The organism is Mycobacterium sp. URHB0044, from assembly GCF_000620625.1.
Classification (GTDB): Bacteria; Actinomycetota; Actinomycetes; order Mycobacteriales; family Mycobacteriaceae; genus Mycobacterium.
Genome location: NZ_JIAW01000030.1, coordinates 37,635 through 51,673 on the forward strand (window position 1 = coordinate 37,635; position 14,039 = coordinate 51,673).

The window sequence follows — 14,039 nt, forward strand, 5'->3', positions numbered from 1 at the left end:
AGCCAGCACGTGAGCGACAAGGTGCAGTTGACCGATCTTGCGACGATGAAACGCGATGGGCGCAAGATCGTCGGTGTGGTCGCCTGGGACTACCAGATGGCGCGGATCGTCGATCGGGCCAGAGTCGACCTGGTGTCGGTGGGTGACACCGTCGGCATCAATCTCTGGGGTCAGCCCAATCCCCTGGAAGTCACCATGGACCAGATGATCGTCGTCTGCCAAGCCGTGCGCCGCGGCGTGACGCGCGCGCTGCTGAGTTGCGACTTTCCCTTCGGACCTCTGCAGCAAGGTCCGAAAACCGCACTGCGGGCGGCGATCCGGCTGGTCAAGGAGGCCGGGGTCGACATGGTCAAGCTCGACGGGGCGGCCGAGCACCTGGATGCGGTCAACGCGGTGGCGAGGGCGGGAATTCCGGTGTTCGCGCAGTTCGGCATGACGCCGCAGACCTCGTTGAAGTACGGAGTGACGTACAAGGCGATACCCACCGCCGGCGACACCATCCCCGCCGAGATGCTCGACGATCTGGTGAATGAGGCGAAGCGCCTCGAGGCGGCAGGCGCCACCATGCTCAACTTCACCAACTCCGGACCGGTCGTGGGTGCTGCCGTTGCACAGGCGGTGTCGATTCCGGTGCTCGGCGGTTTTGGCGGCGGGCCGTGGCTGGACGGCCGGATGCGGATGGCGAACGCCGCGATCGGTTACAGCGCAGACGCATTGGACAACCCACCGGATACCTACGCCAACGTGGCGCAGATCGCCCTCGACGCCATCGCGGCCTACGTCGACGACGTGCGGTCGGCTCGACAGATCCCCGGCGGCATCCGCGCCTGAAGAGGAGGGTTTCGCCGATGAGCGACAGTTCCGCGGTGAGCGCATCCATGGCCGTGATCGACGGTATCGCCACCCGCTTTGCGGTGGTCGGAACCGGGCCGCCGCTGCTGATGTTCTCGCCGGGTGGATTCAACGCCACGATGGCGAACTGGGAGACCCACGGCTTGTACCAGCGCACCGGGATGTTGGCGCAGTTGCGAAACCGGTTCACCTGCATCACGTTCGACAAGCGGGAGTCGGGCAGCTCCGGCGGCCGGGTGGAGCGGGTGCGTTGGCTGGACTATGCCGCGCAGGGGATCGGCCTGCTCGACCACCTGGGTTACAGGCGGGCCCACGTCATGGGTGCCTGCGTGGGCTGCTCCATCGCCACGGTCATGGCCACCACGGCGCACGATCGGGTGTCGGGCGCGGTGCTGTATTCGCCGGCCGGCGGTGTGCGGTACCGGATCAAGCAGCACCAGCGATTCCAGGCCCACCTGTCGTACGTGGCCGAGCACGGACTGTCGGGCGTGGCCGCACTGGTTGCTTCGATCGACGGTGGGTTCTCCGAGGACGGCAGGGTGGGACCGTGGGCGGAGGTGCTACGGGCAGACCCCGAGTTCGCGGTGCGCTACGTCGAGTACGACCCGTCCCGGTACCAGACGACCGTCGCGGGGATGAGCCGGCTGCTGTTCGACCGTGACACCGTTCCCGGCGCGGAGCCGGAAGACCTTCTGGCCCTGGATATCCCGGTACTGATCGTGCCGGGACAGGACAGCTCCCACGCACCATCTGCGGCGCACTATCTGCGCGAGTGCCTGCCATCGGCGGAGTTCTGGGACGTGCCGGTCGCCGCGCAGACCGCGGAGACCGCGCCCGCCCGCGTCATCGAGTTTCTGGAATCACTTAGTCGTTGACGCATGACGCGCGGTGCGCCCGATATGAGTACGCATGACCGCCGTGGCCTTTTCGACGTCGCGTTTCTTGATCGCCGCGACGAACTGACGGTGTTCGCGGCTGCCTCGGATTCCCATTTCCGGATGGCCTTCCTGCACGTGCTCCAACGATCGCAGGGTGGGGCCGTGAAACGAGTCGGCAAGCATGGCGATCGCGGCGTTGTGGCTGGCGCGCGCCACCCGGCTGTGGAACTCGGCCGACAGCGACATCGGATACGACCCCTGTGCCAGGGCTTCGTCCGCGCGGTCGCAGATCTTGAGCAGATCGGCGATGTCCTCATCGTCGGCCCTCTCGCAGACCAGCGGGATGATGCCCAACTCGAGAACCTGGCGTGCTTCGGTGACTTCGAGATCGGACAGCTGCGACAACGAAAGGAGGTCGATGATGCCCTGGCCGACGCGTGCGCTCGTCGGGGCAGTGACGAAGGCCCCTCCGCGCGCTCCCACCTTGATCGCGACCATGCCGTTGGCTTCAAGACCGCGCAGGGCTTCCCGTACGGTCACCCGGCTGACGCCGAACCGTTCCCCGAGTTCCCGCTCGGCGGGCAACCGGTCGCCCGGTTTGAGCTGCCCATCGCGGATCAACAGCCGAAGCTGGTCGACGATCATCTCCGACGCCCGACCCGGGACCACGCGAGTGAACATGCCGTCTGTCGCCGCGCGCGACGATGCCGCCGTGTCCTCTGTCGTCATGGACCAATGATAATGCCACTAGACCCTGGGACGGGGACATACCGTTCCCGGCGTGCGGGGCGGATGCCGTCGCAGCCAGAACCGCGAGGCCACGCACGGCGACAGGATCTGGGGATAGTTGCACACCCGGACTAACCTTGGCGCGTGGTTACCCCCAGCCAGTCCGTGGCCGCCGTCCATCCCGATGAGGTGGCGAAACTCCAGGACTTGAGTCTGCGGCTGACGCGAAAGTTGCGGAAGCACTCCGAGACCGAGCTGACGATGTCGCAGGTGTCAGCGTTGTCGTCCATCGAGCGGCACGGACCCATGCGGGTAGGTGAGCTCGCCCGGCGCGAACAGATCAGCAAGTCCTCGGTGACTCGCCTCGTATCCAAGCTGGAGGCGATGAACTACTTGAAACGCACCGTCGACCCCGAGGACGGCCGGAGCTTCGTGGTGGACGTCACCGCGCGTGGCCACGATCTGCTTGCCGCGGCGCGACAGCGAGCGAACGAGTTCCTCGCAGTCCAGGTCGGCCGACTCGCCGAACCCGACCGGCAGGCAATCCTGGCAGCGCTTCCGTCGCTCGAACGACTCGTCGCGCTCTCGTAGCCTCCGGATCTGGGGCGACCGCCAGCTCTTGCTTGGCCCTCAAGAAGAACAAGCTGGCCACCGCGGCCAAGGCCGTACCCACCCCACCGATCACGCAGGCCATCCTCGGGTTGGCCTGTTCACAGATCCAGCCGATGAGCGGGCCGCCGAATGGTGTGGTGCCTGCGGTGGCCAGCACCAGCAGCGAGATCACCCGGCCCCGCATCTGAGGGTCGGCGTACAGCTGCAGAAGCGTTGTCGCCGTAGCACGGAACGTCACGCTGAAGGCGCCGACGAGGAAGAGCACGCCGTACGCGATCGGCAGGGTCGGCGCGAAGGCGAGCAGCGTGAGCATCAGCGCGAACGCCAGGCCGTTCACGCTCAACCGAGTCGGCGTCGCTCGTAGGAACGCCGCCAGGGCCAGGCCGCCGAGCACCGCGCCAAGACCCAGACTGGTGAAGGCGAACCCAACTGCCCGCGCATCACCCGCGAACACGTCGCGCGTGAACGCAGGCAGCAAGACGTTCCAGTTGTAGGCCAGCAGCCCGCCCACCGCCATCAGCGAGAGCGCCGCGGCGAGCTTTGGATTGGCCGCCACATAGCGCAGCGTGCCCGTCAGATTTCCCGTGGCCTTGAAGGTGGTGAGGTGGACGACGGGCCGGTGCGGCTTGATGAGTAGCAGCGCGACGATCACCGGCACGTACGACAGTGCGTTCACGAAGAAGGCCGCGGAGATGCCGACCGACGCAATCAGGAGTCCCGCCACCGCAGGGCCTGCGACCTTGCCGCTGTCCTGAATGATCCCGTTGAGCATGACGGCGTTCGGCAGCGTTTCCGGCGTGGCGATGTCGTTGACGACGGTGAGCCTGGCCGGCTTGTCGACCGCGTCGACGAAGCCCTGAATGAGCGCGGCCAGCATCACGATCCAAACCGCCACCACGTGCAGCTGGACGAGCAGACCGAGGACGACCGCGGGTAGTACCGAGCCGATTGCGGTCCAGAGCAGGATCGTGCGCTTGTCGAAGCGATCGGCGAGTGCCCCACCCAACGTGGTGAACAACAGGGTCGGTAGTTGTTGCATGGCGACGGTGACGCCGAGCAGTACCGGCGAATTCGTCAGCTCGAGAACCAGCCACGCCTGCGCGAGCTTTTGCATCCACGTGCCGCTGACGGAGACCGCTTGGCCAAATGCGAATCGGCGGTAGTCGCGAACACCGAGAGCCGAGAACGTCAGCGCGAGATGCCGCTTCACCACGCCGCCTGACCCAATGCTCCGCCCCAACTAGTACCGCTCTGCAATCAAGATGATACGCCAAGCGTACTAAATGCGGTCCGGTGGCCTAGCCTCCCGGCGCCGCCCTACCATCGCGAACGGCCACGACGACCTTGTCCCCGTGCCGTTCGGCGGCCGCGGCGAAGGCCTTGGCGGAGTCATCGAGTGGATACCGGTCACTGACAAGCGCGTCGAGATCGATGGTGTCGGAGGCGAGTGCGATGGCGCGCGGGTAGGTGTCGTTCATCCGCCGGACCATCGCGAACGTCAGCCCCTTCCGTCGGGCGGTGGCGGCAAGGAACGACGACCGGTCCTCCGACGGGATCCCGCCGAGCGCGATGCGGGCGCCCGGCCGGGTGGCGGCGACGGCGCAATCGATGGCGCCGTCGGTACCGGCCAGCTCGACGGCGACGTCCACACCGAGACCACCGGTCGCCTCGAGGACCTCGTCGACGGCCTCCTCGGGCGACCATGCGGCGTCAGCTCCGCTGCGCAGTGCCGTCGCCCTGCGGTGCGCGAGGGGCTCGACGGCGAACACCCGTCCGGCTCCGGCCGCGCGGGCCACCTGTACCGCGAGCACGCCGATGGGCCCGGCGCCCACGACGAGCGCGTCGGCCCCGGGACGCAGGTGACTGAGGCCGACCGCGTGGATCGCGACGCCGAGCGGTTCGAGCAGCGCGCCGGCGTCGTCGCTGAGTTCTTCTGGCAGCGGGTGCAGCAGGTGGTCCGGCCACACCAGCTGCTCTTGAAGTGCGCCGTCCAACGTTCCGTGACCGGCGAAACGGACAGTGGGGCAGAGGTTTTGGTGACCGGCGCGGCACAACTCGCAGGTCTCACAGGCGATGGCCGGGTCGACGGCGACGCGGCGGCCTGCGTGCGGGCCGGTCACGGCCACGGCCGCGAACTCGTGACCCGGTACGACGGGGTGCTCGATCCGGTTCTCGCCGATCCCGCCGTCGGTGAACCAGTGCAGATCCGAGCCGCAGATCCCCACCGACGTGACGGCGAGCAGTGACCAGCCCGGCGGGGGAGGGCCGGGTTCGGGTTCGGCGGCGACGCGCAGATCGCCAACGCCGTGCAGACGGGCGGCGATCACGCGATCACAGCCCTGCCGCGACGTGGTGGTAGACGTCGTTCCACTTCACCTCGTGCTGGAAGCCCCGCAGCGTGGTGTCGGCGTCGATGATGAGCAGCTCGGTGTCCGTCATCGCGGCGAAGTCGTCGATGGTCTCCGTGTCGACCGCGGTGGTCAGCACCGTATGGTGCGGCGCGCCGGCGATCAGCCACGCCTCCGCCGAGGTGGACCAGGACGGCAACGGCTCCCACACGGCGCAGGCGACGGGAAGGTTCGGCAGCGCCGCCGTTGGCTCGACCACCCGAACCGCGTTGGCCACCAACCGGAATCGTGAACCCATGTCGCAAATCCCGATGATCACCGCGTCCCCGGGTGCGGCGGTGAAGCGGAGCCGCACGGGGTCCTCACGCCCGCCGATGGCCAACGGATGGACTTCCAGGGTCGGCACACCGGCTGCGATGGTCGGGCAGACCTCGAGCATGTGGGCACCGAGGATGCGCTCCCGGCCGGGCGTCAAGTCGTAGGTGTAGTCCTCCATGAACGAGGTACCGCCCGGCAGGCCTTCGGCCATCACCTTCACCGTGCGCAGCATGACGGCGGTCTTCCAGTCGCCCTCGCCGCCGAAACCGTAACCGTCGGCCATCAAACGCTGCACGGCAAGCCCCGGCAGCTGGCGCAGCCCGCCGAGGTCCTCGAAGTTCGTCGTGAACGCGTGGAACCCGCCGTCCTGCAGGAACTTCCGCAAGCCGAGTTCGATCTGGGCACCGTGCCGCATCGACGCGTGCCGGTCACCACCGGGCCGTAGCTCCGCGGCGATCTCGTAGCTGCCCTCGTATTCCCGCACCAACTTGTCGATGTCGGCGGGCCGCACCCGGTTGACCACGTCGACCAGATCGTTGACGCCGTACGTGTCGATCGACACGCCGAAGTGGGCCTCGGCCTCCACCTTGTCACCTTCGGTGACGGCGACCCCCCGCATGTTGTCGCCGAACCGAGCGACCTTCATGGTCGAGATCTCGGCGTTGCCGAGCGCCGCGCGCGCCCAATTGCCGACTCGACTGCGAGTCCGCGGGTCGCTGACGTGACCGGCGACCGTCTTGCGCGACGTCGAAAGGCGCGACTGGATGTAGCCGAACTCCCGGTCGCCGTGCGCGGCCTGGTTGAGGTTCATGAAGTCCATGTCGATGGTGTCCCACGGCAATTCGACACCGAACTGGGTGTGGAAGTGCAGCAGAGGCTTGCGCAGAGTCTTCAGCCCGCGGATCCACATCTTCGCCGGCGAGAACGTGTGCATCCACGCGATCACGCCGATGCACTCCGGGCTGGCATTCGCGTCGGCCAGCACGCGGGCGATCTGATCGGAGTCGGTGACCACCGGAAGCCAGCGGACCTGGACGGCCATCTCCGTGCTGGCGTCGAGTTGCTCGGCGATCGTTCGGGATTGGTGAGCCACCTGCTCGAGGATCTGCTCGCCGTACATGGACTGGCTGCCCGTGATCAACCAGACCTGGCTGTCGACGAGTCGGGACGCGATCATTACTGGGTCTCCTGAATGGTGGCGGTGTCGGCTTGGCCGTACACGTTCTGGTAGCGCTCGAACAGCGCGGTGACATCGTCCGGGGCGATGGGGGATGCGGTGCCGAGTTGGCGACTGACGTGGACCGTGCGCGCCACGTCCTCGACCATCACCGCCGCCTTCACGGCCTCCCGGGCGGTGCGGCCAATGGTGAACGGTCCGTGGTTGCGCATCAGCACGGCGCGGGATCGGCTGTTCTGCAACGTTTCAACGATACCGCGGCCAATCGAGTCGTCGCCGATGAGGGCGAACGGTCCCACGGGGACGTCGCCGCCGAACTCGTCGGCGATCATCGTCAGCACGCACGGGATCGGCTCGCCGCGTGCGGCCCACGCGGTGGCGTAGGTGGAATGGGTGTGCACCACGCCGCCGACCTCGGGCATGTGCCGATAGACGTACGCGTGCGCGGCGGTGTCCGACGACGGCGAGAGGGTGCCGTCGACGAGGTTGCCGTACAGGTCGCAGACCACCATGTCGTCGGCGGTCAGCGAATCGTAATCGGCCCCAGACGGTTTGATCACCATGAGGTCGCGGTCGGGTACACGCGCGGAGACGTTGCCCGCGGTCCAGATCACCAACTGGTACCGGGTCAGGTGGGCATGCAGGTCGCAGACCTCCTGACGCAACTTGGCGACCACGCGGTCGATGTCGGAGGTGATCGTCATTGCAGTGCTCCCTGGGGTTCGCGCGATCCGATTCGACGCAGTCGACGCATCATGTCGTTGCCGCGGCCGAACCAGTCATAGGCCTTTACGTATTCGCTGTAGAGCTCGTCATAGGCTCTGACGTTCTCGGGAATCGGTGTGTACGCGTTGCGGATTCGTCGGCCCATCTGCTTCGCCGCACCGCGCACGTCACTGAACGCGCCCGCGGCGGTGGCCGCGTGGATGGCGGCGCCGAGTGCCGGAGCTTGTGCCGACGGCACCGTGGAGAGGGGGAGACCCACCGCGTCGGCGTAGATCTGCATCAGGAGGCGGTTCTTGAGCAGTCCGCCGGCCACCACCAGCTCGGTGACGGGAACGCCGCTGTTGACGAACGTCTCGACGATCATCCGCGTGCCGAAGGCCGTGGCCTCCAACAGCGCCCGGTACATGTCGACGCAGGTGGTCTCCAGGGTCTGCCCGATGATCACGCCAGACAGTTCGTGATCGACGAGTACCGAACGGTTCCCGCTGTGCCAGTCCAGCGCGACCAGGCCGTGCTCGCCGACCCGCTGCCGTCCTGCGAGATCGGTGAGGTGCTCGTGGAGCGACACCCCCGCCTCACGGGCGGCGACGTGGTAGCTCTCGGGGACGCAGTTGGCGACGAACCAGGCGAAGATGTCGCCAACCCCCGACTGTCCGGCCTCGTATCCCCAAGTACCGGCGAGGATTCCGCCATCCACCACGCCACACATTCCTGGGACGGCGCGCAAGACGTCGGAGTTCATCACGTGACACGTCGACGTCCCCATGATCGCCACCAGCTGTCCGGACTCCATGGCGTCGGCCGCGGCGACGGTCACGTGCGCGTCGACATTGCCGACGGCGACGGCGATTCCCTCCGGCAGTCCGGTCCATTCCGCGGCCTGCGCGGTCAGTGATCCGGCCCGATCGGCGAGTTGGCCGATCGGCTGATCCAGCTTCTCGGTGACGAAGTCGGCGAAGTCCGGGTGCAGCGCCGCGAGGAACTCCCGCGTCGGATACTTGCCGTCCTGGCGAATGCCCTTGTAGCCCGCGCTGCACGCGTTGCGCACGTAGCTTCCCGACAGCTGCCACACGATCCAGTCGGCGGCCTCGACCCAGCGGTCGATCGCCTGGTACACCTCCGGATCCTCCTGCAGGATCTCGAGCGCCTTCGCGAACTCCCATTCGCTCGAGATCAGGCCGCCGTACCGCTCGAGCCACCATTCACCGCGTTCGGCGGCAACGGCATTGATGTGGTCTGCCTGCGGCTGCGGCGAATGGTGCCGCCACAACTTGGCGTACGCGTGGGGCCGGTCGGCGAACTGCTCCAGCTCGCACAGCGGTGTGCCGTCGGCGCGCACCGGCACCATGGTGCAGGCCGTGAAGTCGGTGCCGATGCCGATCACGTCTGCCGGATCGATCCCGGCCAGCGAGAGTGCCTCGGGGACGGCGATGCGCAGCACGTTGACGTAATCCGCGGGAACTTGCAACGCCCACTGGTGGGGCAGCCGAATGTCCCGGTTACCGGGCAGCGCATCGGTGATGACGGCGTGCTCGTAGACGTGTTCGGCGCTGGCTAGCTCGTGGCCGTCGCTCACGCGCACGACGAGTGCGCGTCCGGATAGGGTGCCGAAATCGACACCCACAGTGTATTTCTCGCCACTCATGGCGTCTCCTCGTACGGGGCAGTGCTGTCGCGGATGATCAGTTCGGGGTGAAGCAGCGGCACACTGGCAGCCACTCCGTTGAGCGTTGCAGTGACCAGGTCGATGGCCTTCTGGCCCACCGCGTTGAAGTCCTGCCGGACGGTCGTCAACGCGGGATTCAGGTACCCGGCCTCGGGAATGTCGTCGAAACCGACGATGCTGATGTCGTCAGGAACCCGCAGTCGTGCCTCGGCGAACGCGTGCAGCACGCCGATCGCCATCTGGTCGTTGGCGACGAATACTGCGGTGGCACCGCCTTCGCGCGCCAGCTCACACCCGATCTGGTAGCCGCGGGCGGCTGTCCAGTCGCCCTCCCAGTCGGCTCGGGGTGTCAGTCCCGCTGCCTGCATTGCGTCCTCGTAGCCGGTGCGGCGGCCCTTGGCCTCCGTGTAGGTCAGCGGTCCCGTCACGTGGTAGATGGCGCGATGCCCGAGGTCGATGAGGTGTTGGGTGGCTTGGCGTGCGCCGTCGATCTGGTCGACGCCGACACTGAGTCCCCGTCCCGACAGGTCGCCTTCCACGACGATCATCGGCACCCCAGCCTCCTCGGAGTGCACGACGGCGAGCGCCTCTTCCTGGGCGGCGATCATCACGATCGCCTCGACCGACTGGCGGCCGAGATGATCCAGGGCGCTGCGGAGTTCCTCGCGTGTCACTTCTTCCAGCGGCACCAGGCTGGAGAAGTACCCGGCCGCGCGGGCGGCCTCCTGCACCGAGCGCTGAATGCTCGACGGCCCGTGCAGTCCGCTGTTGGTGCCGACGATCCCGACGATGCCGGAGCGGCGCGTGACGAGGGCGCGCGCCGCGGTATTGGGCCGGTAGCCGAGCTCTTCGATGGCCTGCTCGACGCGCGCCTTGGTCGCGGGTCGGATGCTGGGCGAACCGTTGATGACCCGTGACACGGTTTGATGGCTCACGCCCGCCAGTCGCGCGACGTCGGCCATGACGGGTTTCTGCGCCACGGGTTGTCCTGTGGGGCCGTTCATTCGGTCTTCCTCACCAGGACGCGTTGCACGAGGACGAACACCAGCAGCAGGACGCCCGTCATGATCCGGGTCCAGTATGAGTCCAGGTTCTCGGCGGTGACGAATGTCTGGATGGTGCCGAGGACCAGCACGCCGATGACCGAGCCCAGTACGAAACCCACTCCGCCGGAGAGCAACACACCGCCGATGACGGCCGCGGCGATGGCATCCAATTCCAAGCCGATGCCGTTGAGGCTGTAGCCGGAGAGTTTCTGCACGGCCAGCAGCAGCCCGGCCAACGACGCACACAGCCCGCTGATCGCATAGACCGACACCCGCACCCGGGAGGCGTTGAGCCCCATCAATTGTGCCGACTGCCGATTGCCGCCGATGGCGTACACCGTGCGTCCGAACCGGGTTTGGTGCAGCACGTAGGCGGCGACCACCACGACCACGAGCGCGATGACGACCGTCCAGCGAATGAACTTGTCCTCGTACAGGTACAGGTACTTCAACCCGAGTTCGCGCAGCAGGGGATCCTTGATCGGCAGCGTGTTGACGCTGATCACGTAACACAGTCCCCTGGCGAGGAACATCCCGGCGAGGGTGACGATGAACGGTTGGACGTCGAAGAACTCGATGACGAGGCCCATCAGCAGACCGAGCGTGGGTCCCACGATCACCACCGTGGCGATGGCCACGGGTGTCGGCCAGCCGGCTTGCAGGGTGGTGGCGACGATGACGGTGGACAGTGCCACCACGGCGCCGACGCTGAGGTCGATGCCGCCGGTGATGATGACGAAGGTCATGCCGACCGCGAGCACGATCAAATAGGCGTTGTCCACCAATAGGTTCAGGAAGACCTGGGTCGGGCTGGCGAAGTCGTAGCGGCTGACGACCACACCGAACATCACCACGAACAGCACCAGCGAGGCGAGCGGCGACAGGTAACGGCCACGGAAGCGCTTGGTGAGATCCGCGGCACCGATTCCGCGCCGGACGGTGGTCTGGACGCTCATGGTCGGCTCATTTCGAGGCCAGGATGGTGGTGACCGACGGGTCGGGTATCGACAGCGGTTGAGCGGCAGGCGAGTCCACCGCCGACGTCGGCGTGGGGCTGCCGGGGGTGCGCTTGGACCGTCGGGTCCGCAACAGCGCTCGGAATTTGGGGGCCTGCAGGAGGCATACCGCGATCACGACCAACGCCTTGAACACCAATGTGGTCTCGGGGGTGATTCCCGCGGTGTACACGGTGGTGGTCAGCGTCTGAATGATCAACGCCCCGAGGATGGTTCCGGTCAGACTGAATCGACCGCCCAGTAGCGAGGTGCCGCCGATCACGACCGCCAGGATCGCGTCCATCTCGATCCACAGCCCGGCGTTGTTGGCGTCGGCCGCGGAGATGTTCGATGCGATCATCAGGCCGGCGACACCGGCGCACAACGCGCAGAAGACGTACACGGCGAACACGATGGTGCGGTAACGCACGCCGGCCAGCCGGCTGGCTTCCGGGTTGATGCCGACCGATTCCAGCAGCATGCCCAGGGCGGTGCGCCGGGTCAGCAGACCCACCAGTGCAAACACCGAGAGGCTCACCAGGATCGCCACGGGAAGACCGAAGGCGAAGCCGGCTCCCAGCGTCTTGAACGGTGCGCTCGTGACGGTGACGATCTGGCCTTCGGTGACGAACAGGGCGATCCCGCGACCCGCGGTCATCAGCACCAGGGTGGCGATGATCGGTTGTATTCCGAAGACCGACACCAGCATTCCGTTCCAGAGCCCGAGCACGACGGCGACGCCGAGGGCGATGCCCATCGCGGTGACGACCGTTCCCGTGTCGGCGGGGTTGGCCGAGCCTGCGATGTGGGCGCAGGCCAGTGCGCCGGAGATCGCCACCACGGCGCCGACCGAGAGGTCGATGCCCCGCGAAGCAATGACCAGCGTCATGCCGAGGGCCACGAGCATCGTCGGAGCGCCGTTGCGGAGGATGTCGATCACGCTGCCGAACAGGTGACCGTCCTGCATGCGGACGTCCAGGAAGCTCGGAGTCACGACGACGTTCACCGCAAGCAATGCGATCAAGGCCAACGCCGGCCACAGCAGCGGCGAGGCGGTGAGTTTCCGGATCATTCCGTCGTCCCGCCTGCGATGAGTGCTGTCAGTTCCTTGACGGTGCAATCCGTCCCGACCTGCGCGACGCACTGGCCGTCGCGAAGCACGGCGATCCGGTCGCTGATCCGCGATACCTCGTCGAGTTCGGCGGAGATGAACACCACGCCCATCCCATCGGCGGCCAGGTCGGCCACGAGTTTCTGGATCTGTGCCTTCGCGCCGACGTCGATGCCCCGCGTCGGCTCGTCGAGGATCAGCAACTGCGGCTCGGTGATCAGCCACCGCGCCAACAGCACCTTCTGCTGGTTTCCGCCACTGAGGTTCTTCACCAAGGCATCTGGGCGCCGTGGCCGGATGTCGAGCGCTTCCATGTAGCGACCGACCAACTCATCCTTGGTCTTCTTCGACAGCGGGCGCGCGAAGCCGCGGCGGGCCTGCAGGGCCAACACCAGGTTGTCCCGGACGCTCAACTCGCCGATGATGCCCTCACCCTTGCGGTCCTCGGAGGTGAACGCGAGGCCCTTGGCGATGGCCGCGCGCGGGGAACGCAGCGCGGCCGGTTTGCCGCCGACCTGGATGGTGCCGCTGGTGGCGCGGTCGGCGCCGAAGAGCAGGCGCGCCAACTCCGTTCGCCCCGACCCCAGCAGGCCGGCAAGGCCGACCACCTCGCCCCGGTGGACGTCGAGATCGACGGGATGCACGCGCGGCTTGCGGCCGATGCCCTCGGCGCGCAGCACCGGTTGGTCGTCGGCACGGATGGTGTCCGTCGCGGTCTCCGCGATCTCTTCGAGGAGTTCCAGCTCGTGGCCAAGCATCGCCGCCACCAGCTGCACCTTGTCCAGCGCGGACGTCAAGTACTCGCCGACCAGTCGGCCGTTGCGCAGCACCGTCATTCGATCGGAGATCTCGTAGACCTGGTCGAGGAAGTGCGACACGAACAGGATCGCCGTCCCGGCGTCGCGCAGCCTGCGCATCACCCGGAACAGTTCGGCGACCTCGTCGGCGTCGAGGCTCGACGTCGGTTCGTCGAGGATCAGGACCCTCGCCTTGACCGCCATGGCCCGCGCGATGGCGACCAGCTGCTGCACGGCAATGGGATGTGCACCCAGCGTGGAGCTGGGCTCGATCGTCAGGTCGAGCTCGCGCAGCAGTTCCCTGGCACGGCGGTTCATCGCGCGGTAGTCGATGCGGCCGAAGCGACGGGGCTCGCGGCCCAACAGAATGTTCTCGGCCACCGTCAGATTGGGGCAGAGGTTGACCTCTTGGTACACGGTGCTGATGCCCGCGTCCTGAGCCTGCCGCGGACCGGCGAAGCGCAGCTCGGCGCCGTCAACCGTGATGCGTCCGGAGTCGATTTCGTAGACGCCGGTGAGTGCCTTGATCAACGTCGACTTCCCTGCCCCGTTTTCGCCCATCAGCGCGTGGATTTCGCCTGGCAACAAACGGAAGTCGACGCCGTCGAGGGCCTTCACGCCGGGAAACTCGACGTCGATGGCCTGCAACTGAACCACCGGGATTTCGGTGGATACCTGTTGCGGCGCGGTCATCTAGGAATCTTTCGGGTAGTAGTCGATGCCGCCCGGGGATGGGGGGTCCGGCTCCGGGCGGGGGATTCCGGCACCCGGGCGGCATCGACGG

The 14,039-nt window shown here is 67.0% G+C and carries 12 protein-coding genes and 1 pseudogene; 3 read left to right on the plus strand and 10 right to left on the minus strand.

Annotated features, from left to right (window positions below; genetic code table 11):
* The first annotated feature begins 9 nt into the window (after window positions 1-9).
* Together N536_RS0134410 and N536_RS0134415 are read left to right on the plus strand one after the other, a co-directional pair.
* A complete protein-coding gene (locus N536_RS0134410; RefSeq protein ID WP_029117765.1) occupies window positions 10-831 on the plus strand; it encodes a 3-methyl-2-oxobutanoate hydroxymethyltransferase in 822 nt (273 codons plus the stop codon).
* A gap of 17 nt (window positions 832-848) precedes the next feature.
* Complete coding sequence (locus N536_RS0134415; RefSeq protein ID WP_029117766.1) at window positions 849-1,727, plus strand: alpha/beta fold hydrolase; 879 nt, start codon at window positions 849-851, stop codon at window positions 1,725-1,727.
* Here N536_RS0134415 and N536_RS0134420 read toward each other — a convergent pair.
* Entirely contained in the window at window positions 1,713-2,459 is a 747-nt protein-coding gene (locus N536_RS0134420; RefSeq protein ID WP_029117767.1) for a FadR/GntR family transcriptional regulator, read from the minus strand. The two genes, N536_RS0134415 and N536_RS0134420, sit on opposite strands and share 15 nt — an antisense overlap.
* 261 nt (window positions 2,460-2,720) lie before the next feature.
* Between N536_RS0134420 and N536_RS43405 the strand changes: the two are divergent.
* Window positions 2,721-2,876 (plus strand): annotated as a pseudogene (locus N536_RS43405) (MarR family transcriptional regulator); the annotation flags it as partial.
* Window positions 2,877-2,901: 25 nt separating this feature from the next.
* Here N536_RS43405 and N536_RS40330 read toward each other — a convergent pair.
* From N536_RS40330 to N536_RS0134470, 9 genes are all read right to left on the minus strand, one after another.
* Window positions 2,902-4,281 (minus strand): MFS transporter, encoded by a 1,380-nt coding sequence (locus N536_RS40330; protein WP_081809508.1) that lies wholly within the window; start codon window positions 4,279-4,281, stop codon window positions 2,902-2,904.
* A gap of 88 nt (window positions 4,282-4,369) precedes the next feature.
* Complete coding sequence (locus N536_RS0134435) at window positions 4,370-5,398, minus strand: zinc-binding dehydrogenase (protein WP_029117769.1); 1,029 nt, start codon at window positions 5,396-5,398, stop codon at window positions 4,370-4,372.
* Between the two features lie 4 nt (window positions 5,399-5,402).
* Entirely contained in the window at window positions 5,403-6,914 is a 1,512-nt protein-coding gene (gene araA / locus N536_RS0134440) for an L-arabinose isomerase (protein ID WP_029117770.1), read from the minus strand.
* On the minus strand, window positions 6,914-7,618 hold the full coding sequence (locus N536_RS0134445) for an L-ribulose-5-phosphate 4-epimerase (protein ID WP_029117771.1): 705 nt from the start codon (window positions 7,616-7,618) through the stop codon (window positions 6,914-6,916). The genes araA and N536_RS0134445 overlap by 1 nt, the downstream gene beginning before the upstream one ends.
* Window positions 7,615-9,285 carry a ribulokinase gene (gene araB, locus N536_RS0134450; protein ID WP_029117772.1) on the minus strand — a complete coding sequence of 557 codons (1,671 nt, stop codon included), beginning with the start codon at window positions 9,283-9,285 and terminating at the stop codon, window positions 7,615-7,617. Before araB ends, N536_RS0134445 begins: the two co-directional genes overlap by 4 nt.
* Entirely contained in the window at window positions 9,282-10,310 is a 1,029-nt protein-coding gene (locus tag N536_RS0134455) for a LacI family DNA-binding transcriptional regulator (protein WP_231514728.1), read from the minus strand. The genes araB and N536_RS0134455 overlap by 4 nt, the downstream gene beginning before the upstream one ends.
* Window positions 10,307-11,308: an ABC transporter permease gene (locus N536_RS0134460; protein ID WP_029117774.1), complete on the minus strand. Its 1,002-nt coding sequence runs from the start codon at window positions 11,306-11,308 to the stop codon at window positions 10,307-10,309. The genes N536_RS0134455 and N536_RS0134460 overlap by 4 nt, the downstream gene beginning before the upstream one ends.
* Before the next feature lie 7 nt (window positions 11,309-11,315).
* Window positions 11,316-12,419: an ABC transporter permease gene (locus N536_RS0134465; RefSeq protein WP_029117775.1), complete on the minus strand. Its 1,104-nt coding sequence runs from the start codon at window positions 12,417-12,419 to the stop codon at window positions 11,316-11,318.
* Window positions 12,416-13,948 carry a sugar ABC transporter ATP-binding protein gene (locus N536_RS0134470; protein ID WP_029117776.1) on the minus strand — a complete coding sequence of 511 codons (1,533 nt, stop codon included), beginning with the start codon at window positions 13,946-13,948 and terminating at the stop codon, window positions 12,416-12,418. The genes N536_RS0134465 and N536_RS0134470 overlap by 4 nt, the downstream gene beginning before the upstream one ends.
* Window positions 13,949-14,039 lie beyond the last annotated feature (91 nt).

Bases quoted from the DNA above. Each gene is read 5' to 3' on its own strand.
- N536_RS0134415 (WP_029117766.1), top strand. From the start codon at position 849: ATGAGCGACAGTTCCGCGGTGAGCGCATCCATGGCCGTGATCGACGGT.
- N536_RS0134470 (WP_029117776.1), bottom strand. From the start codon at position 13,948: ATGACCGCGCCGCAACAGGTATCCACCGAAATCCCGGTGGTTCAGTTG.
- N536_RS0134455 (WP_231514728.1), bottom strand. From the start codon at position 10,310: ATGAACGGCCCCACAGGACAACCCGTGGCGCAGAAACCCGTCATGGCC.
- N536_RS0134465 (WP_029117775.1), bottom strand. From the start codon at position 12,419: ATGATCCGGAAACTCACCGCCTCGCCGCTGCTGTGGCCGGCGTTGGCC.
- araB (WP_029117772.1), bottom strand. From the start codon at position 9,285: ATGAGTGGCGAGAAATACACTGTGGGTGTCGATTTCGGCACCCTATCC.
- N536_RS0134420 (WP_029117767.1), bottom strand. From the start codon at position 2,459: ATGACGACAGAGGACACGGCGGCATCGTCGCGCGCGGCGACAGACGGC.
- araA (WP_029117770.1), bottom strand. From the start codon at position 6,914: ATGATCGCGTCCCGACTCGTCGACAGCCAGGTCTGGTTGATCACGGGC.
- N536_RS0134460 (WP_029117774.1), bottom strand. From the start codon at position 11,308: ATGAGCGTCCAGACCACCGTCCGGCGCGGAATCGGTGCCGCGGATCTC.
- N536_RS0134445 (WP_029117771.1), bottom strand. From the start codon at position 7,618: ATGACGATCACCTCCGACATCGACCGCGTGGTCGCCAAGTTGCGTCAG.